This is a genomic window from Leisingera sp. ANG-M6 (assembly GCF_000813905.1).
Classification (GTDB): domain Bacteria; phylum Pseudomonadota; class Alphaproteobacteria; order Rhodobacterales; family Rhodobacteraceae; genus Leisingera.
On the sequence record NZ_JWLG01000001.1, the window covers coordinates 74,087 to 92,634 of the forward strand.

Below are 18,548 nucleotides of genomic sequence, written 5' to 3' on the forward strand. Positions count from 1 at the left end.
TTGCTCCTGTGAAACCCCGCAGTATTTCAGACAGGAGACCCTGAATATGACCAAACTGCTGTTTATCAAGGCTTCGCCCCGCGGCAGCCAGTCGAAGTCCAGCGCGCTCGCCAGCGCCTATCTTGCCAAACTGCAGGAAACGGACAGCCGGATCGAAATTGACGTGCTGGACTTGTCCAGCGAGCCGCTGCCGGATTTTGACGGTGACAAGGTTGCCGCAAAGATGAACGTTATCACCGGCCAGAACCACGATGGCAGCCAGCGGACGGCCTGGGACGAAATCACCACTATGGCCAGCCGGTTCGCTGCCGCCGACATCTACCTGATCGCCGCGCCGATGTGGAACGGCAGTATTCCCTACAAGCTCAAGCAGTACATCGACCTGATCCATCAGCCCGGCCTGCTGTGGGGGCTTGATCCTGAAACAGGATACTTCGGCCTGCTGGAGGGCAAGAGGGCCGTGCTGGCGCTGACCAGCGGCGCCTACGGGCCGGACATGCCGTCGCCAGCCTTTGGGGTGGATCACCAGTCCGCCTATCTGAAGTTCTGGCTGAACCAGGCCGGAGTGGAGGACATCGCGGAACTCCGCTTCCAGCCAACGCTCCTGACGGCCGACCCGGAGGCCGGTTTCCAGGCCGCCATTGCAGAGGCAGAGAAGCTGGCCTCCTGAGGGGTGCGCCGCGCATTGCGCACCGCCACGGGGGCCAGGCAGGCCGCGCCTGCGGCGCGGCCTGCCTGGCCCAACCGGACCCTTCGGATTTCAGATCCGAAGCGGGACGGGCGGGAGTGCTCCGCGCCGCTTTGCCCCGCTACCGCGGGGTGCGGCTTACTCCGCGGCGCGGGTGCCTGAACCCATCAGCACCGGCATCGCCTGACCGCCGCTCTCCATCTCAAACACCCGTTCAACACGCACAGCCTCAAGACCCGCGGCGCGCAGCGCCTCCCGCACCTGCGGTTCCGTCAGCCCGGAGCCGCCCGCGTCCGCGGCCAGCCAGTCCCACTGCACAAAGACGCCGCCGTTATTCAGAAGCCCAGCCAGCACCTCCGCGGCGCCGCGGTAGTCCGGCAGGAAGCTGCAGACGGAGGACGCGCAGATCATGTCGAATCCGCCAAGCATGCCCGCTGCTTCCCGTGCGCCGCCGTCCAGAATATCCGTGCACAGCGCCCTGACCTTGGGCAGCGCCTTCTCCTGCAGCACCGCAATCATCCGCTCCGAAGTGTCAGCAGCCACCACTTCCCGCACATGCGGCGCCAGCTTTTCACTGAGAAGCCCGGTGCCGCAGCCGAAGTCCAGCACCCGCTTGTCCTGCCAGCCGCCGCCGGTGATGCCGGCCGAACCATCCAGCGCGGCAAAGGCCCGGTCCGCATAAAGCCGGACATCGCTGTTGCCGTCCCAGCCGTCGGCGTAGTCATTCCAGTCGTCGCTCATTTGCCTGCGTACTCCGCCTTGGTTGTTCAGATCCGGGACCGTGACCCGGCGGGCGGGCAGCGTCAACAGACAGGGCACCTGGAACAGGAAGAAAATCGCCGGTCCTGGCGGCTGCGTTCAGAATCGGGACGGATAGTGTTGCATGACGTATTGAACGTCCAAATCGCTGTGAAAGGCCTCCGGGTGGCTTTGCATCATTTCAAGGATGAATTCCCGTTCATTCAAGGCATCTTCTGCGGGGGCTGCTTGCTGCGCAGGCCTGTCTGCAAGGGCGGATGGCTTGAACAGAAACTGCAGAAAACTCCAGTTTCCAATCTGCGGGATGCCGGGCGAAAACATGGTCAGTCCTCCATTCAACGGGTTCTGACAACAGGTTACCCGCCTGCCGGGGTGTCTGGTATCAGCCGTGAAATTGTGCTGTTCTTCAAAAATGCAGAGCCAAAACTGGAACTGGTCGGACCTCCGTGTCTTTCTGGCGGTTGCCAGGGAAGGGTCGACCCTGGCAGCCTCCCGCAAGCTCGGAATGGCGCAGCCCACTGTGGCGCGGCGGATCGATGCGCTGGAACATGCCACCGGCCTGGTGCTGTTTGAGCGGGACACCCGCGGCTTCCAGCTTACCGGGAACGGGCGGGACCTGGTGACATGCGCTGAGGCGGTTGAAACCGCGGCCCGGGCCTTTGCCAGCCAGGCGGCAGAGCTGGCGGAGGCAAAACCGATCCGCATCACCGCCTATTCGGCGAACTTTTCCCCGCGGATGATTGATATCGTGAACGGGTTCTCCGCCGAAAACCCGGGTGTGGCCTTTGAGTTTCTGCCCTCCGTCAAAACCCTGGACCTGATGGCGGGCGAGGCGGACATTGCGCTGCGGCTGGCCCGCACCGAACCCTCCCCCAGCCTGATCGCGCGGAAGATCAGCGACGCCAAATGGTCTCTGTTCGGCGGAACGGACTATGCGGCTCGGTTCGGGCTGCCCGGCACTCCCGGCGATCTGAAAGGCCACAGGTTTGTCACTTTCCAGCGCGGCGATGTTCCAAACGTGTTTCACGAATGGCTGATGGAACGGGTCGCTCCTGACCAGATCGTGGCCAGCTACAGCGAGTTGGACCTGATGCATGCGGCCATCCGGTCTGGTCAAGGGCTGGGTATTACCAATGTCAAACTGGTTGAGCCGGACACCTCCCTGATCCGGTGTTTCGACGAGATCAAGGAACTTTCCGTTCCGCATCTGATGCTCATCTCACCGGACGCCTACAGGCGGTCTGAGGTTCGCGCTTTCGTCAAATACTTCGCCCCCCGCTATGCGGCGATTTACAAGGAAAGCGGCGAAGAAACCAAAGATTGATAAGCTGCACAGCCCGCCCCGCAGGCGGATCCTGCCAAGCCCCAACGGAGGTATGATAATGAAGCGCTTGTTCCCGTCCCTGCCCGAAGACGCCACACTTGGCAGCGTCTACCGCGCCTTCCCGGAGAAGCTTGCACCGCTGGCGGAATACACAAACCGGGTGATGCGGGGGCAAAGCGATCTCTCCGTTGCGGAGCGGGAACTGATCGGGGCATTTATCTCCGGTCTCAACGCCTGTGCGTTCTGCCATGGTGCGCATACGATCTTTGCCAGGGCCTATGGGGTGGCACCTGAAACCATTGACGCCCTGATGCAGGATCTGGAGACGGCACCGGTTATAGCGAAGCTGAAGCCCGTGCTTGCCTATGTCCGCAAGCTCACCCTGACGCCGTCCCGCATGACCGAAGAGGATGCCAATGCGGTTTACGCAGCGGGCTGGAGCGAAAGCGCGCTGTTTGACGCTATTCAGGTCTGCGGGGTCTTCAGCCTGGCAAACCGCTTTGTGGAGGGAACCGGCATCAATGAGTACCACATGGACCCCAAGGCCGTAGATGAAGCGATGCTGGACGAATGCCGCAGCGACACCAGCTATACGGATTTCGGCCGGGAGAATGGCCTGGACATGTAACCGGCACGCTTTCCCCCAACAAAAAAGCCCCGGCCAATGACCGGGGCTTCTTCAATTCTTTCGTCTCAGCCGAGGCTCCGCCCGTGATGTCCTCAATCCGTCCCCCGGACGGATTGCCGGACCCTGAAGGGTCCGGACCGGTAATCACCCGTTCTGACGGATGGTCTCGTTCTTCGGATCGTAGGGGCTGTCGCAGGTGACGACTGCATCCCACAGCTTGTCCTGGATCTTGACCTGCAGCTTGGTGCCTTCCACCGCGTGCTCCGGCTTCACATAGCCCATGCCGATGGATTTCTCGAAGGCCACCGAGTAGCCGCCGGAGGTCAGGCGGCCAACGCGGGTGCCGTCTTCGGCATAGAGCGCCTCGCGGCCCCAGGGATCGGCATCGGCGGGGCCGTCGATCAGCAGGGTGCAGCACTTCACGCGGACGCCGGTCTCGACCAGCTTGTCCTTGCCGTGGAAGTCCTTCTCCAGGTCAACAAAGCGCGGCAGGTCGGCTTCCAGCGGGGTCGCGTCGCGGCCCAGCTCGTTGCCGAAGGCGCGGTAGGATTTCTCCTGGCGCAGCCAGTTCTGGGCGCGGGCGCCGACCAGCTTCATGCCGTGCTTCTCGCCGGCCTTCTCCAGCAGGTCGAACAGGTAGTTCTGCATCTCGATCGGGTGATGCAGTTCCCAGCCCAGTTCACCGGTGTAGGCCACGCGGATCGCATTGACCGGGCACATGCCCAGTTCGATCTGCTTGGCCGACAGCCAGGGGAAGCGCTTGTTGCTGAGTGCGGTTTCCGGATCGGCGTCGACGATCACCTCTTTCAGCACATCGCGGGACTTGGGGCCTGCGATGGCGAAGACGCCCCACTGGGTGGTCACGTCCTGGATCTCGATGTAGCCGAATTCCTCCATCTTGTCCTCAGCCGCCTTGCGCAGGAAGTCGGCGTCATACTCGGACCAGGCACCGGCGGAGACCAGGTAGTAGTTGTTCTCGCCGTTGCGGACGATGGTGTATTCGGTCCGGGTGGTGCCGAATGCGGTCAGCGCGTAGGTCAGGTTGATGCGGCCGACCTTCGGCAGCTTGTTGCAGGTGAACCAATCCAGGAACTGGGTGGCACCGGGGCCTTTGACGACGTGCTTGGTGAAGGCGGTTGCGTCAATGAGGCCAACGCCTTCACGCACGGCTTTCGCCTCGTCCACGGCATGCTGCCACCAGCCGCCGCGGCGGAAGGAGCGGGCGTCGTGGTCGTAGTTCTGCGGTGCATCGACGGGGCCGAAGTAGTTCGGGCGTTCCCAGCCGTTGACCCAGCCGAACTGTGCGCCGCGGGCCTTCTGGCGGTCGTATGCCGGTGCGGTGCGCAGCGGACGGCAGGCTTGGCGCTCTTCATCCGGGTGGTGCAGGATGTAGACGTGCTCATAGCACTCTTCGTTCTTGCGGGCCGCGAACTCGGTGGTCATCCAGTTGGAGGAGTAGCGTTTCGGGTCGAGCGACGCCATGTCGATCTCGGCCTCGCCGTCCACCATCATCTGGGCCAGGTAGTAGCCGGTGCCGCCCGCGGCGGTGATGCCGAAGGAGAAGCCTTCTGCCAGCCACATGTTGCGCAGGCCCGGGGCCGGGCCGACCAGCGGGTTGCCGTCGGGGGTGTAGCAGATCGGGCCGTTGAAGTCGTCTTTCAGACCGCTCTCGGCACAGGAGGGAACGCGCTCTGCCATCGCCATGTACTGTTCGGCGATCCGGTCCAGATCCAGCGGGAACAGGTCAGCGCGGAAGCTGTCCGGCACGCCGTGCTCGAACTGGGCGGGCGCGCCGCGCTCGTAGATGCCCAGGATCCAGCCGCCGCGCTCTTCGCGGGCATAGGATTCATTGTCGGCGTCGCGCACAACGGGGTGCTCGGGGTTGCCGGCTTCACGCCATTTGACCAGCTCGGGGTCCTTGTCCATGACGATGAAGGTGTGCTCGACCGGGATGGCCGGCATCTTGATGCCCAGCATTTTAGCGGTGCGCTGCGCGTGGTTGCCGGATGCGGTCACGACGTGCTCGGCGGTGATTACCACCTGCTCGTCGGAAGGAACCAGGTTGCCGCCTTTTTCGACCATCTTGGTGCAGGTGACTTCCCAGTGGGTGCCGGTCCAGTGGAACGCGTCGGCCTGCATTTTGCGAACGATATCGACGCCGCGCTGACGGGCACCCTTGGCCATCGCCTGGGTCACGTCTGCCGGGTTAATGTAGCCGTCCTCGGTGTGGTAGATCGCGCCCTTCAGGTCGCCGGTCTCGATCAGCGGCCAGCGTTCCTTGATCTGATCCGGGGTCAGCCATTCATAGTCCACATCGCAGGTTTCCGCGGTGGAGGCATAGAGCATGTACTCGTCCATGCGCTCCTGGGTCTGCGCCATACGCAGGTTGCCCACCACGGCAAAGCCGGCGTTCAGGCCGGTTTCCTCTTCCAGGGTCTTGTAGAAATCGACCGAGTACTTGTGGATGTGGGTGGTCGCATAGGACATGTTGAACAGCGGCAGCAGGCCCGCCGCGTGCCAGGTCGAGCCGGAGGTCAGCTCGTCACGCTCGATCAGCATGACGTCTTCCCAGCCGGCTTTGGCCAGGTGATAGGCAATCGAGGTGCCGACGGCGCCGCCGCCAACAACAAGTGCTTTGACTTGGGTTTTCATTCTCCCGCTCTCCAGCTTAATGAGATTCTTGGCGACGGTTATGCCCGCGCATTGAAATCCGCGCAAAATCAGGCCGACGCAAAAACACTCAAAACCGACCTTGCGCGCCACAGCATACCGGATTCTGCGGGCGGCAGTGCCGGAAATGGCGTTTTTCTGCGCAAGCAAAAGGGGGCCGCGGCCCCCTGAAGTCTGTGTCTTACGCTGTTCTGCCGGGCGTCAGCATTCGGCCTCATTGCTGCGGCGGATGCAGACCGGCTGGTCGCCTGACGTGCTGCTGCCCAGTGCGGCCAGCCTGTCCCAGCTGCCGGCATCTCCCCCGCTGCGGGCGGCGTGCTCCTTGGCGGTGCGGGCGCGGGCAAAGCGCTCCTGCACGATGGTGCCGTAGTCGGTGGCGCTCAGATCGCCCCAGCCAAGGCCTGCGTCACGGGTCTGGAAGTAATAGTCGGCACCAATCACCGCCTGGGTGCTGAACACCAGGATGCCCATTGCTTTCTTCAGTCCCATTTCCGTCCTCCGGGTCCGCATGTGCCGTGCTGTTTACCTCAGATTCAAACCTGGCGCAGAATTGCGGCAGCATTCCGGCAATTCGGGGAAAAGCCCATGCAATTGCGCGGACCTTGCCGTGCCGCTTGCCCCGCTGGGATCAGTCGCAGGTCCGCGTGGTGCCGCGCCGGATGCAGCCGCTGCCTTCGCCGCCGTCACCCGCCAGCCCCTTGCTGACCTTGACCGGCGACACGCCGCTGCTGTCCTGCGGTGCCGGGCTGCCTTCCTGACTGGAGCCGCCCGTGAAGACACCAAGCAGCGAACCCGCCAGCCCTGCCAGCTTGCCGGAGGTGGCGCCGCTGCTGTTCCCGCCAGCCTCCATCGCGGCGGGGTCTTCCGCTTCGATTGCTACGCCGTCCCGCACCGCACCGGCCTCTGCCATCAGCCGGGTCAGCCGTTCGCGGTAGGCCGTTTCCAGCACCGCACCGGGGTCCGGCACATCGCCGCTGGTCACATCAATAAAGGCTGTGGTGCCGGTCACCGCGCCGGCCAGCAGCTTGCCGGGATCAATGTTTTCGATCTTCAGCTGCGCGGCCTTGGCTTCGATGCTCTGCAACTCACTGCGCAGCCGGGTGATATCCGTTGCCAGCTCCTGCTCAGCGGCGGCGGGCACGGTCACGTCATTGCCGACCGTGGGAACCGGCTGTTCCAGCAGGCCGTTCAGCCCGTCATAGTCAATGGCCGCCAGAACCTCCCTGATGGTGCTGTCCGGCGCATCCGCATGGACCACGATGGTGGCGCGTTCGCCGAAGCCCAAAACCCCTTCGAATTTGCGCATCTTGCCGCTGCTGCGCTTGTAGATGCCCTGATCGCGGCCAAAGGCGACACCGCCGATGACGGCATAAGGTTCCTCAGGCAGCCCCATGCCGCGCATCGAGGACACAACCATCCCCCCCAGGGTGTTCGGGTTCTGCAGGCCGCGCAGATGGACGCTGAGCACGACCACTTCACCGTCCTTGGCGTAGCCCCAGCTGTGCGGGTCCATCTTGGCTGCCCGTTTCTGCAGGCGGACGCTATCCAGCGCCTGATCCAGTTCCGCCAGCGGATCGCTCTCCGCCTCCGCGCCGCCGGCCCCTGCCGCCAGCACCTCTGGCCGTTCAAGCAGGCTGAAACGCTTCATGCCGGCGGGCGCTTCGGGCAGATACGCCTTGCCGCCCTGCCGCCAGCGGTCTCGGCGCTCCTGCTCCAGATCCGCCAGGCGCTGCTCTGCCTTATGGCCCAGGTAGCGGCTTTCGATGGTGCCGGCATAGCCGGAAAGGCTCAGACTGCCAAAGTCCAGCCCTGCCCGGCGGGTCTGCTGTTCATAGTCAACGCCCAGAAATACCAGCCCGCACACAGCTGCGAAGCCTGCCAGATGCTTGATGCTCATAATGTCCTCATGGAAATGCCCGAAATCTTTCCATCCGGCTAATGGGCATTTGGGGCGGGATTGCGGCGCAAACGCGAAAAGAACGCGCGCCACGCCCGCACAGATTGAATCTGCCGGACCGGGTTCCGTTCTGCTGTTTCTGTCTGGCCTGTTCCGCTGTGCTGTATCGTCCGTGTCTGCCAGCGGTGAGGAGTGGCGGCGCCGCCAAGGGGCGGAGGCGGGACGGGAGGGTTGCTCCCGCACGCGAAACGTCGTCTGTGCGTGCCCGTGCCAATGGGCCCTGTTCCTGGATGCCGGGGGTGTCAGGCCCGGCGGTGACCGCGATCAGGGGAGAGTGTGACATAAGGAGCTTAAAAGGCCGTAAGCTATGCGTACGCTGCCGACGCAACGGCTGGCAGGCGGGCAGAGCTCCCCTGCCCCTGACATCCAGACCGGATATTTCCCCCTGTGCCGCCGCCCCGCCCTGCTACACTGCAAGCGGATGGCAGCCTCAGAAGGGGATTACCAATGAAGAAACAAGTTGCAGAATTTCTGGGTACTTTCACGCTTGTCCTGTTCGGGTGTGGTTCCGCGGTGATCGCGGGGGCCGACATCGGGCTGACAGGTATCAGTCTTGCCTTCGGGCTGGCCCTGACCGGCATGGCCTATGGGATCGGGCCGGTGTCGGGCTGTCATATCAACCCTGCGGTTTCCCTTGGCATGGTGGCGGCAGGCCGGATGCCGCTGCCGGAGGCGGTGAAATACATTCTGGCACAGATCGCAGGCGCAATCGCCGCGGCATTGGTGCTGCTGATCATTGCCAGCGGCAAAGCGGACTACGATGTTGCCGTCAACGGGCTGGGTCAGAACGGCTGGGGCGCAGGCTATCTGGGAGAGTACAACATCCTGGCCGCCTTCTTGTTCGAGGCCGTGGCAACCTTCCTGTTCATGGTTGTCATCCTAGGGGCCACGGGCAGCCGGGCGCCGGCCGCGCTGGCCGGGCTTGCGATTGGCCTGGCGCTGGTTGCAATCCACCTCGTGGGCATCAACGTCACCGGCGTTTCGGTGAACCCTGCCCGTTCCATCGGGCCCGCGCTGTTTGCCGGTTCAACGGCCTTGTCGCAGCTTTGGCTGTTTATCGTCGCTCCGGTTCTGGGCGCGGTTGCAGCAGGGGTGCTGTTCAAGTCCGGCCTGCTTGATCAGTCTGAATGAAGCACCGGCACCGGCTAGGCGCATTCCGGTCCGGTTCAGGCCAAGGCTACAACGCCCCCAGCGCCCCGGCAATCGCCCAGAGGCTTAGCCCGATCCAGGTGCCGGTCAGCCCCCAGAACAGCAGCGGATGGGTGCTGCGGCGGACGGGTTCGATGAAATCGGCCCGTCCCGTGCGCAGCGCGGGCCAGCTCCAGAGCAGGAAAAGCACGCCCCAGAACAGCGGGATATCCAGCACCACCGCCAGCCAGATGCACAAAAGGCCCAGCCCGGCCTTCCACGGCATTGCATCGCTGCTGCCAGCCGCGGCCTCCGGTTCCAGAGCCGTGAACATAAAGGCAGCCCCCTGCGGATCAGCCCCCATCAGGCGGCCGTCCGGCAACTCTACCGTGACCTCACCGCCCAGCGCGGACAGTTTCTCCGCCGCCTGTTCCAGCGAGCCGACAGCGAAACAAGGCATCCAGTACCGGAACTTGCCGCGGATTTCCTCCGGCACCTCCTCGGCGACGGCCACCAGGCTGCCGTCCGGGTGACGGATATCGTAGACCGGCCAGGGCGCTTCCGCCGTCTTGTGGAAGGTCCAGCCGAACAGGTCCTTGTAGAAATCCGCGATCAGCGCGATATCCGGCAGGTGGTGGAAACGGCGGACCGCATGGCCGGGCTGCGGCGGCCCTTCCGGCGGCGTAAGGCTGCTGCCCTCCACCATGGTGAAGCCGGCGCCGGAGGGATCACGCACCAGCGCGATGCGGCTGTGTTCGTCAAACGGCTGCGGCTCGATCTCGATGATTGCGCCCTCGTGGCGGCGGGCGGCTTCGACCCTGGCGTCCAGATCCTCGACATGCACATAGGACATCCAGAAGGACGGCATGTTTATCTTCACCAGGAACTCCGGCATCGGGAACACTGCGGCGGCGGCCTGTGTCTTGTCCTGGGCAAAGTCGTAGCTGTCATCGCCGTCGAACGACCAGCCGAACAGGTCCGCATAGGTCTTGCGCGCCAGCGCCATGTCGAAGGTGGAAAGATCGGTCCAGATAAAATGCCCGATGGTCATTGCGGCCTGCTCCCTCGTGTTCTGCCTGACCATGATCTAGGCATTGGGACGGGAAAGCGGAACGCACAAATCTTGCTGTTTTGCAGCCGCGCCGGGCCGGGGGCCTACATCTCCACGATCTTCCCGGGGTTCAGGATATTCTCCGGGTCCAGCGCCGCCTTGATCGCCGCCATATACCGGGTGGCCTCGCCCAGTTCCTGCTGCAAATAGGGGCGCTTGCCCTGGCCGATGCCGTGCTCGCCGGTGCAGGTGCCGTCCATGTCTATCGCCATCTCGTTGAGCCAGCCGATGTACTCGTCCGCCTTCTGCCGTTCCGTGTCGCTGTCCATATCAATGAGCAGGAGCGCGTGGAAGTTGCCATCGCCCACATGGCCGACCATTGGCGCCAGCAGCCCCATGCTTTCGGCCTTTTCCCGCGCTGCGCCGACGCATTCCGCCAGCCGCGAGATCGGCACGCAAACGTCGGTGGACAGACCCTTGGCGCCGGGGCGCAGCTGCAGGCTGGCCCAGTACATGTCGTGGCGCGCCTGCCAGAGCTTGCTCCGCTCCTCCGGCGTCGAGGTGGCGGAGATGTCGAAACCGCCGAATTCTTCTGCGATGGAGGCGAACATGTCGGATTGCTCCACCACGCCAGCGTCCGAGCCGTGAAATTCCAGCAGCAGCAGCGGCGTTTCCGGCAGGTCGAGGCCGGAATAGGCATTGGCGGCGCGCACGCTCATCTCGTCCAGCAGCTCGATCCGAGCGACCGGGATGCCGTACTGAATCGTCATCATCACCGCGCGGCAGGCCTCATCCACGGTGCAGAAGGAGCAGCGGGCAGAGCGGATCGCCTCCGGGATGCCCTGCAGTTTCAGGGTCAGTTCGGTGATCAGGCCCAGCGTGCCCTCGCTGCCGACCAGCAGACGGGTGAGATCATAGCCTGCGGAGGATTTCTTGGCCCGTTGCGCAGTGCGGATCACGGCGCCGTCGGCCATCACCGCCTCCAGCCCCAGCACGTTGTCCTTCATGGTGCCGTACCGCACCGCGTTGGTGCCGGAGGCGCGCGTCGCCGCCATGCCGCCGAGCGAGGCATTGGCGCCGGGATCAATCGGGAAGAACAGGCCCTGATCGCGCAGGTAGGTGTTCAGCTGCTCTCGGGTGACGCCGGGCTGCACCACCACGTCCAGATCCTCGGCATGAACCGCGATGATCTGGTCCATCCGCATCATGTCCACGCAGATGCCGCCAGCGGGCGCGTTCACATGCCCTTCCAGCGAAGTGCCGGTGCCGAAGGGAATGACCGGCACGCCGTATTCGGCGCAAACCGCGACGATCTCCGCAACCTCGCGGGTGGTCGTGGGGAACACCACCGCATCCGGCGCCTGGTTGGTGATCCAGGTGGTGGTGTGGCCGTGCTGCTCGCAGATCGCCTGACCGGTCTGCAGCCGGTCGCCGAACTGCTGGCTCAGCGCATCAATGGCGGCGGCGATCCCGGCCTCGTTGCGCGGCAGTGATGTGGCTTGGACCATGGCGGCCTCCCCTGGCAGCAGGGCGCGATGCCCCGGAACAATTCACCTGTTAACCTACGCGCCGCTACCAGAGTTCAGCAATACCCAGAACCCCGTAGCCGCCACTCTGCCCGGCCTAGCCGCCCAGTGCGATCCCTTCCCGCCGCGGGTCTGCCGCACCCTTCAGCCCATCGCCGATTTCAATCGCATGCAGGCCGGAGGTCAGGTCGCGGGCATTGACCTCATAGCCCATGTCTGTCAGCGCCTCTGACAGCTCCTCTGCGCTGGTGCCCGCCTCCACATCATAAGTGCCAAAACGGTTGACCAGATGCGGCAGTGCCAGCGCGGCCTGGATATCCATGCCCCAATCCGCCCAGGCGATGATCGACTTGGCCACATAGCCAATGATGCGGCTGCCGCCGGGGGATCCGATGGCCAGTACCGGCTTGCCATCCTTCAGCACAATCGTCGGCGCCATCGAGGAACGCGGCCGCTTGCCCGGCTCCAGCCGGTTGGCGATGGGCACCCCGTTCGCATGGGTCCGGAAGGAGAAATCCGTAAGCTCATTGTTCAACAGGAACCCGCCCGCCATCAGCCGCGAGCCAAAGGCGTTCTCGATGGTCGTGGTCATCGACAGCACGTTGCCGTACTGGTCCACAATCGAGATATGGGAGGTCGAGGGCAGCTCGATCGACTCATCATCCGCCAGCATCAGCGCATGGTCGAACTCCGGCGACCCCGGCGCCACTTCGGGCAGTGCATCATCGCCCTGCAAGAGCTCTGCCCGGCCCGCCAGATAGTCCGCCGCCACCAGCCCATGGGTGGGCACCGGCACATAGTCGCTGTCCGCCATGTAGCGGCCCCGGTCGGCAAAGGCGAGGCGCGAGGCATCGCCGATCAGCCGCCAGGCCTCTGCGCTTTCCGCCCCCAGCGCCGCCAGGTCGTAGTTGCCCAGCATCCCCAGGATCTGCCCCACGGTCAGCGCACCAGAGGACGGCGGCCCCATGCCGCAGGCCTCGAATTCGCGGTAGGCTGCACAGACCGCCGGGCGCTCCTTGACCTGATACAGCGCCAGATCGGTGGCGGAGAGCACACCGGGGTTGCCCTCAGCCGTGGTCACTGCGCGCACGATCTCTGCCGCGATGGGGCCTGCGTAGAACGCCCCCGCCCCGCCCTCTGCCAGCGCCCGCAGGGTGGCGGCATAGTCCGGATTCAGCAGGGTTGCGCCCTCGGCAATGGGTTCACCCTCAGGCAGGAAATAGGCGGCAGTGGCCGGGGCACGTGCGAGCCGTTCAGCGTCGCCCTCGACCAGCGCGGCCAAACGCGGCGAGACGGCAAAGCCGTCCTCCGCCAGCCGGATGGCCGGTTCAAACAGCGATGGCCAGTTGGCACGGCCCCAGCGGCGGTGCGCCTCTTCCAGCAAGGCAGGCGTGCCAGGCGTGCCGACAGACCGGCCCCCGACCACCGCATCAAAGAACTTCAGCGGCTCGCCGTTTTCATCCTGAAACAGGGTCGGCGCCGCCGCCAGCGGCGCAGTCTCGCGCCCGTCCAGCGTGGTCAGCTCGCCCGTGGCGGCGTCATACCAGACCAGAAACGCACCGCCGCCCAGGCCGGAGGATTGCGGCTCCACCAGACCCAGCACGGTTTGCACCGCCACCATCGCATCCGCCGCAGTGCCGCCCGCGCGCAGCACGGCAGCACCGGCCTCCACCGCATGCGGGTTGGCAGCCGCGACCATCCAGTTCTCGGCCTCAACCGGCTGGCCTTCGGCCTTGGCCTCCAGCGCGGCGGCCACCTCGGGGGAAATCGCCTCAAAGGTGCCTGCGGTTGCCGCTTCGGGGGCAACCGCATCTGCGGCCTCCTGCGCGGCGGCAGAAGAGCAAAGAAGCAGTGAAAGAACAAAAGTGGATGCACGCATCTCGCTAATCCAATCCGTTTTGTTTGAGCAGTGAGCGGCCCTTGCAAGTCAAAGGCAGCCTATCCTCCTCGCGAACCTCGGCATTCCTTTGCTGAACCGCAGTTAGCGACAAGGTTCGTTGTGTTGTCAGCTTCACCCCCCGCAGAACGTCCCGTTCCGGACCGTTGTAATCCACCGTTACGGTCTTTTCCTCGAAGTTAAGACTGAGAAAAATCAGATGATCTGCGCGGATACTTTCGTCCAAAGCGCGGAAAGTGGGTCCGCGTTTTGTACCGCTCGCTTTGACCTGCACAGATTTGTTGTTCGCATAGCCGTCAACACCGGCGTTTGCAGGTTTATCCACCAGGCAAATTCCAAATAGCTCCACCGCTATCGCTTCACCGATGTCACCGACCAGTTTGCCGTCAAAGGTAAAATTCAGCTCGACCTTCTTATCAGCGCCGCAAATTCTTGCGTTGTAAAATGCGGCAACACGTTGTTGTGCCTCCACGAGGTCAGAAATAACGCCGGGCAACTCAAATGTTTGCATGAACAAACTCTCCAAGGTTACAGCATCGACGGCACAACCTGATCCGGCGGCCGGTGGCCGTCTTCAAACGTCTTGATGTTCAAAAGCACTTTCTCGCCCATCTCGATGCGGCCCTCGATGGTGGCCGATCCCATATGCGGCAGCAGCACCACATTGGGCAGCTCGCGCAGGCGGGGGTTGATGTCGGTGCCGTGCTCATAGACGTCCAGCCCCGCGCCCGCGATCTCATCCGAGCGCAGCATCCGGGTCAGCGCGTGCTCGTCGATCACCTCGCCGCGCGACGTGTTCACGATCACCGCCGAAGGTTTCATCAGCTTCAGCCGCCGCGCGTTCATCAGGTGGAAGGTGGAAGGCGTCGAGGGGCAGTTGACGGAAATCACATCCATCCGCGCCACCATCTGGTCGAGGCTCTCCCAATAGGTGGCCTCCAGCTTCTCTTCGACCTCCGGGCGCAGGCGGCGGCGGTTATGGTAATGGATCTGCATCCCGAAGGCGGCGGCGCGCTTGGCGACCGCCTGGCCGATCCGGCCCATGCCAAGGATACCCAGACGGCGCCCTGCGATGCGCCCGCCCAGGAACGCAGTGGGTGCCCAGCCCTGCCAGTCGCCCTTCTGCATAACCGCCAGCCCTTCTGGCATCCGGCGCACCACCGCCATGATCAGCGCCATGGTCATATCAGCGGTGTCATCGGTCAGCACGCCGGGGGTGTTCGACACCAGGATGCCGCGCTGGCGGGCTGTCGCCACGTCGATGTGATCCACGCCGGCGCCGTAATTGGCGATCAGCTTCAGCCGCTCGCCGGCCTGGCCCAGCAGGCCCGCATCTATGGTATCGGTGACCGTCGGCACCAGCACATCGGCGTCCTTCAGCGCCGCGGCCAGCTCGCTGCGGGTCATCGGCGTGTCATCCTCGCGCAGGCGCACATCGAACAGCTCGCTCAGCCGGGTTTCCACAGGTTCCGGCAACCGTCGCGTAACGACAACACTCAATCGGTCTCTTGGCACTTGTGCTCTCCCTTGGGCTTTTCATTTTGCACGCCTCCATGGCATCGTGGCGCAGGATGCGCAGAGGCACAAGAACCCAACCGCATTCCCTTGCCTCTCGGCCGGAAATTTCCCGGACGCAGCAGGGGCATAACCAGACGGGCGGAAGACCGGAACAAGAGGCTGGGCATAACCCGGCTGGGCAACGAAGAGGCGAGCAGGCAGTGAGAAACGCGGCAATGGCACTCCGCCATCTGGCAGCGGCAGCAGCAATGACAGTGCTGACGGCCACCGTTTGTGCGGCCGAATCCCGCGGCCCGGTCACCAACCTGCCCCTGCCCCGCTATGTCTCGATGAAGGCCGCAACCGGCAATGTGCGCCGCGGCCCGTCGCTGACCCACAAGATCGACTGGGTGTTCAAGCGCCGCGGCATGCCGCTGGAGATCACCGCGGAATACGGCCACTGGCGCCGGGTGCAGGACCGCGATGGCGCCGGCGGCTGGGTGCATTACGCGCTCCTGTCCGGCGTGCGCACTGTGCTGGTCGAGGAGGACATGCTGACCGTGCACGCCCGCCCCGACACCCGCGCGCCGGTGACTGCCGCCTTTGAACTGGGCGTGGTGGCGCGGCTGGGCGAATGCGCCAGTGACTGGTGCGAGATCTCGGCCGGCGGCTACAGCGGCTGGGCGCCGAAGAAAAAGCTCTGGGGCGTCGCCCCGGACGAGCTGCGCGAGTAACCCCGGCTCTTTCATCTTTCCCGAAAAACTCCGGGGTGAATAGGGCCGGCGGCCCAAGAGGGGCAGCGCCCCTCTTTAAATCAGGCTTGCGGGGCAGCGCCCCTCTTTAAATCAAGCCCTGGGGGCAGCGCCCCTCACCGCCCTCCATTTCAGCGTTGCGGCAATCCGCGCGGGGGCGCAGATGCGCCAAACCATTGCACCCGCAGCAATCGTGTTCTACATGGGGGCCACACACATGGCTGCCCTGGCCGGTCCCGCCCGAAACACGGGCGCCGCTGCGGCAGCACCGGACTACCCGAAACCGGCGCGGCCTGTCCGCGCTGATGCCCTATAAGCCTCCGAGATCGCTGAAAGGTTGTGGAACATGGCAGAAAATCAAACCCCGGACATATTGTATACCATTGTAGACGAAGCGCCCGAACTGGCCTCGGCATCCTTCCTGCCGATCATTCGCAAGTTCGCGTCTGCCGCCGGTGTCACTGTCGGCACCAAGGACATTTCGCTTGCGGGCCGCATCATCGCCGCCTTCCCGGAGAACCTGACCGATGCGCAGCGCCAGAGCGACGACCTGGCCGATCTGGGCCAGCTGGTGAAAACCCCGGACGCCAATGTGATCAAGCTGCCGAACATCTCCGCCTCGGTGCCGCAGCTGACCGCCGCCATCAAGGAACTGCAGGCCCAGGGCTATAACCTCCCGGACTACCCGGAAGAGCCCAAGAGTGACGCCGAGAAAGACGTGCGCGCGCGTTACGACGCGATCAAGGGCTCCGCGGTGAACCCGGTCCTGCGCGAAGGCAACTCCGACCGCCGTGCCGCCAAGGCCGTGAAGAACTTTGCTCAGAAGAACCCGCATTCGATGGGGGAATGGTCGGCAGACAGCAAGACCAAAGTGTCGTCGATGCCGGGCAACGATTTCTATGCCAACGAGAAATCCGCGACCATCACCGCCGCCCAGGCCGGTGCCGCGAAGATCGAGTTCGTGGCCAAGGATGGCGCCGTCACCGTGCTGAAAGACGGCTGGCCGCTGGAAGAGGGCACCGTGGCCGACGCCACCTTCATGTCGGTGAAGGCGCTGTCGTCTTTCCTGGGCGAGGCGATTGCCGACACCAAGGCGGACGGCACCATGTTCTCGCTGCACATGAAGGCCACCATGATGAAGGTCTCCGACCCGATCATCTTCGGCCACGCGGTCAAGGCCTGGCTGGCGCCGGTGTTCGAGAAATACGGCGCCGAGCTGGACGCGCTGGGTGTGAACCCGAACTCCGGCATGGGCGACCTGCTGGAGCGCGTCAAAGGCAACGCCGAAATCACCGCCGCCATCGAAGCGGTGCGCGCCGAGCGCCCCGACATGTACATGGTGGACAGCGACAAGGGCATCACCAACCTGCATGTGCCGTCGGATGTGATCATCGACGCCTCGATGCCTGCGGTGATCCGCGCCGGCGGCAAGGGCTGGGACCAGGACGGCAACAAGGGCGACACCAACTGCGTGATCCCCGACCGCTGCTATTCCACCGTCTATGACGAGACCATCAATTTCTTCAAAGCCAACGGCGCGCTGGACGTGACCACCGCAGGTGCGGTCGCCAACGTCGGCCTGATGGCGCAGAAGGCTGAGGAATACGGCTCCCACCCGACCACGTTTGAGGCGCCCGCCGACGGCACCATCCGCATCGTGCTGGCGGGCGGCGACACGCTGCACAGCCATGACGTCGAGACCGGCGACATCTGGCGTTCCTGCACCGTCAAGAAAGCCCCGATCGAGAACTGGATCCTGCTGGCAATGGACCGCCAGCGCCTGACCGGCTCCGAGGCGATCTTCTGGCTGGACGCAAACCGCGCCCATGACGCAGAGCTGATCAAATACGTGAAGCCCGCGCTTGAGGCGGCCGGCGTTGCGGACAAGTTCCAGATCATGGCGCCGCGCGAAGCGACCCGCCAGTCGCTGGAAACCATCACCGCAGGCAAGGACAGCATCGCCATCACCGGCAACGTGCTGCGCGATTACCTGACCGACCTGTTCCCGATCCTGGAACTGGGCACCTCTGCCAAGATGCTGTCGATCGTCAAGCTGATGCAGGGCGGCGGGCTGTTTGAAACCGGCGCCGGCGGCTCTGCCCCCAAGCACGTGCAGCAGCTGGTCGAGGAAAACCACCTGCGCTGGGATTCGATGGGCGAGTTCTGCGCCCTCGGCGAGTCGCTGAACTTCCTGGCCGATGTCAAAGGCAACACCAAGGCCGGCGTGCTGGGCCGTGCGGCTGAGGACGCGACCCAAGGCATCCTCGACCACAACCGCTCTCCCTCGCGCAAGGTCGGCCAGCCCGACAACCGCGACAGCCACTACTGGTTCGCCCGCTACTGGGCCGAGGCACTGGCGGCGCAGACCGAGGATGCAGCCCTGGCGGCGCATTTCGCCCCCATCGCCGAGGAGCTGGGCGCCAAGGAAGAGCAGATCATCAGCGAACTGGCTGCGGCCCAGGGCGCACCCGCCGATATCGGCGGCTACTTCCGCCCCAGCGTGGAGCTGAAGGCCAAGGTGATGCGCCCCAGCGCCACGCTGAACGCCATCATCGGCTGATCCCAGCGGATCTGAAAACATGGATGCCCGGGGCTTTCCCCGGGCATTTTCTTTGCGCTGCCGCCGCCGCCCGGCTTGACCGGACGGTCTGTACTGCCCAGAAATTGAGCC

16 protein-coding genes are annotated in these 18,548 nt (G+C 64.3%); 6 read left to right on the plus strand and 10 right to left on the minus strand.

Annotated elements, in window-relative coordinates:
- The first annotated feature begins 46 nt into the window (after positions 1–46).
- On the plus strand, positions 47–670 hold the full coding sequence (locus RA24_RS00330) for an FMN-dependent NADH-azoreductase (protein ID WP_039188950.1): 624 nt from the start codon (positions 47–49) through the stop codon (positions 668–670).
- Positions 671–826: 156 nt separating this feature from the next.
- Here the strand turns inward: RA24_RS00330 and RA24_RS00335 are convergent, their stop codons facing one another.
- Together RA24_RS00335 and RA24_RS00340 are read right to left on the minus strand one after the other, a co-directional pair.
- The gene (locus tag RA24_RS00335; protein WP_039188952.1) at positions 827–1,429 is read right to left on the minus strand and encodes a class I SAM-dependent DNA methyltransferase; all 603 of its coding nucleotides are present in this window, start codon (positions 1,427–1,429) and stop codon (positions 827–829) included.
- Between the two features lie 117 nt (positions 1,430–1,546).
- The gene (locus RA24_RS00340; RefSeq protein ID WP_039174986.1) at positions 1,547–1,768 is read right to left on the minus strand and encodes a hypothetical protein; all 222 of its coding nucleotides are present in this window, start codon (positions 1,766–1,768) and stop codon (positions 1,547–1,549) included.
- 91 nt (positions 1,769–1,859) lie between these two features.
- On the opposite strand from RA24_RS00340, the gene RA24_RS00345 reads away from it, so the two are divergent.
- Together RA24_RS00345 and RA24_RS00350 are read left to right on the plus strand one after the other, a co-directional pair.
- Entirely contained in the window at positions 1,860–2,771 is a 912-nt protein-coding gene (locus RA24_RS00345; RefSeq protein ID WP_039188954.1) for a LysR family transcriptional regulator, read from the plus strand.
- A 58-nt stretch (positions 2,772–2,829) separates the two neighbouring features.
- Positions 2,830–3,399, plus strand: a complete 570-nt coding sequence (locus tag RA24_RS00350; protein WP_039188956.1) for a carboxymuconolactone decarboxylase family protein — start codon at positions 2,830–2,832, stop codon at positions 3,397–3,399.
- Between the two features lie 144 nt (positions 3,400–3,543).
- Here RA24_RS00350 and RA24_RS00355 read toward each other — a convergent pair whose 3' ends face one another.
- The 3 genes from RA24_RS00355 to RA24_RS00365 all read right to left on the minus strand — a co-directional run bounded on the left by RA24_RS00355 (position 3,544) and on the right by RA24_RS00365 (position 7,966).
- Positions 3,544–6,051 (minus strand): GcvT family protein, encoded by a 2,508-nt coding sequence (locus RA24_RS00355; RefSeq protein WP_039189001.1) that lies wholly within the window; start codon positions 6,049–6,051, stop codon positions 3,544–3,546.
- A gap of 219 nt (positions 6,052–6,270) precedes the next feature.
- Positions 6,271–6,558 carry a hypothetical protein gene (locus tag RA24_RS00360; RefSeq protein ID WP_039148545.1) on the minus strand — a complete coding sequence of 96 codons (288 nt, stop codon included), beginning with the start codon at positions 6,556–6,558 and terminating at the stop codon, positions 6,271–6,273.
- A gap of 139 nt (positions 6,559–6,697) precedes the next feature.
- The gene (locus tag RA24_RS00365) at positions 6,698–7,966 is read right to left on the minus strand and encodes a hypothetical protein (protein WP_039188958.1); all 1,269 of its coding nucleotides are present in this window, start codon (positions 7,964–7,966) and stop codon (positions 6,698–6,700) included.
- Between the two features lie 507 nt (positions 7,967–8,473).
- Between RA24_RS00365 and aqpZ the strand changes: the two genes are divergently transcribed.
- Positions 8,474–9,157 carry an aquaporin Z gene (gene aqpZ / locus RA24_RS00370; RefSeq protein ID WP_019298476.1) on the plus strand — a complete coding sequence of 228 codons (684 nt, stop codon included), beginning with the start codon at positions 8,474–8,476 and terminating at the stop codon, positions 9,155–9,157.
- Positions 9,158–9,203: 46 nt separating this feature from the next.
- Here aqpZ and RA24_RS00375 read toward each other — a convergent pair whose 3' ends face one another.
- From RA24_RS00375 to RA24_RS00395, 5 genes are all read right to left on the minus strand, one after another.
- Complete coding sequence (locus RA24_RS00375) at positions 9,204–10,205, minus strand: VOC family protein (RefSeq protein ID WP_039188960.1); 1,002 nt, start codon at positions 10,203–10,205, stop codon at positions 9,204–9,206.
- A 104-nt stretch (positions 10,206–10,309) separates the two neighbouring features.
- On the minus strand, positions 10,310–11,713 hold the full coding sequence (locus RA24_RS00380) for an FAD-binding oxidoreductase (RefSeq protein ID WP_039188961.1): 1,404 nt from the start codon (positions 11,711–11,713) through the stop codon (positions 10,310–10,312).
- 115 nt (positions 11,714–11,828) lie between these two features.
- On the minus strand, positions 11,829–13,610 hold the full coding sequence (gene ggt, locus RA24_RS00385; protein WP_039188963.1) for a gamma-glutamyltransferase: 1,782 nt from the start codon (positions 13,608–13,610) through the stop codon (positions 11,829–11,831).
- 4 nt (positions 13,611–13,614) lie between these two features.
- Positions 13,615–14,139, minus strand: a complete 525-nt coding sequence (locus RA24_RS00390) for a DUF6998 domain-containing protein (RefSeq protein ID WP_052269493.1) — start codon at positions 14,137–14,139, stop codon at positions 13,615–13,617.
- A gap of 17 nt (positions 14,140–14,156) precedes the next feature.
- Positions 14,157–15,143, minus strand: a complete 987-nt coding sequence (locus RA24_RS00395; protein ID WP_039148534.1) for a 2-hydroxyacid dehydrogenase — start codon at positions 15,141–15,143, stop codon at positions 14,157–14,159.
- A gap of 218 nt (positions 15,144–15,361) precedes the next feature.
- Between RA24_RS00395 and RA24_RS00400 the strand changes: the two genes are divergently transcribed.
- Positions 15,362–15,859, plus strand: a complete 498-nt coding sequence (locus RA24_RS00400) for an SH3 domain-containing protein (RefSeq protein WP_039174999.1) — start codon at positions 15,362–15,364, stop codon at positions 15,857–15,859.
- A gap of 364 nt (positions 15,860–16,223) precedes the next feature.
- Positions 16,224–18,437, plus strand: coding sequence for an NADP-dependent isocitrate dehydrogenase (locus RA24_RS00405; RefSeq protein ID WP_039188965.1), 2,214 nt, complete (start codon positions 16,224–16,226; stop codon positions 18,435–18,437).
- Positions 18,438–18,548 lie beyond the last annotated feature (111 nt).

Coding starts and splice junctions, on each gene's coding strand:
- RA24_RS00330 (WP_039188950.1), top strand. CDS start 47: ATGACCAAACTGCTGTTTATCAAGGCTTCGCCCCGCGGCAGCCAGTCG.
- RA24_RS00335 (WP_039188952.1), bottom strand. CDS start 1,429: ATGAGCGACGACTGGAATGACTACGCCGACGGCTGGGACGGCAACAGC.
- RA24_RS00340 (WP_039174986.1), bottom strand. CDS start 1,768: ATGTTTTCGCCCGGCATCCCGCAGATTGGAAACTGGAGTTTTCTGCAG.
- RA24_RS00345 (WP_039188954.1), top strand. CDS start 1,860: ATGCAGAGCCAAAACTGGAACTGGTCGGACCTCCGTGTCTTTCTGGCG.
- RA24_RS00350 (WP_039188956.1), top strand. CDS start 2,830: ATGAAGCGCTTGTTCCCGTCCCTGCCCGAAGACGCCACACTTGGCAGC.
- RA24_RS00355 (WP_039189001.1), bottom strand. CDS start 6,051: ATGAAAACCCAAGTCAAAGCACTTGTTGTTGGCGGCGGCGCCGTCGGC.
- RA24_RS00360 (WP_039148545.1), bottom strand. CDS start 6,558: ATGGGACTGAAGAAAGCAATGGGCATCCTGGTGTTCAGCACCCAGGCG.
- RA24_RS00365 (WP_039188958.1), bottom strand. CDS start 7,966: ATGAGCATCAAGCATCTGGCAGGCTTCGCAGCTGTGTGCGGGCTGGTA.
- aqpZ (WP_019298476.1), top strand. CDS start 8,474: ATGAAGAAACAAGTTGCAGAATTTCTGGGTACTTTCACGCTTGTCCTG.
- RA24_RS00375 (WP_039188960.1), bottom strand. CDS start 10,205: ATGACCATCGGGCATTTTATCTGGACCGATCTTTCCACCTTCGACATG.
- RA24_RS00380 (WP_039188961.1), bottom strand. CDS start 11,713: ATGGTCCAAGCCACATCACTGCCGCGCAACGAGGCCGGGATCGCCGCC.
- ggt (WP_039188963.1), bottom strand. CDS start 13,610: ATGCGTGCATCCACTTTTGTTCTTTCACTGCTTCTTTGCTCTTCTGCC.
- RA24_RS00390 (WP_052269493.1), bottom strand. CDS start 14,139: ATGCAAACATTTGAGTTGCCCGGCGTTATTTCTGACCTCGTGGAGGCA.
- RA24_RS00400 (WP_039174999.1), top strand. CDS start 15,362: ATGGCACTCCGCCATCTGGCAGCGGCAGCAGCAATGACAGTGCTGACG.
- RA24_RS00405 (WP_039188965.1), top strand. CDS start 16,224: ATGGCAGAAAATCAAACCCCGGACATATTGTATACCATTGTAGACGAA.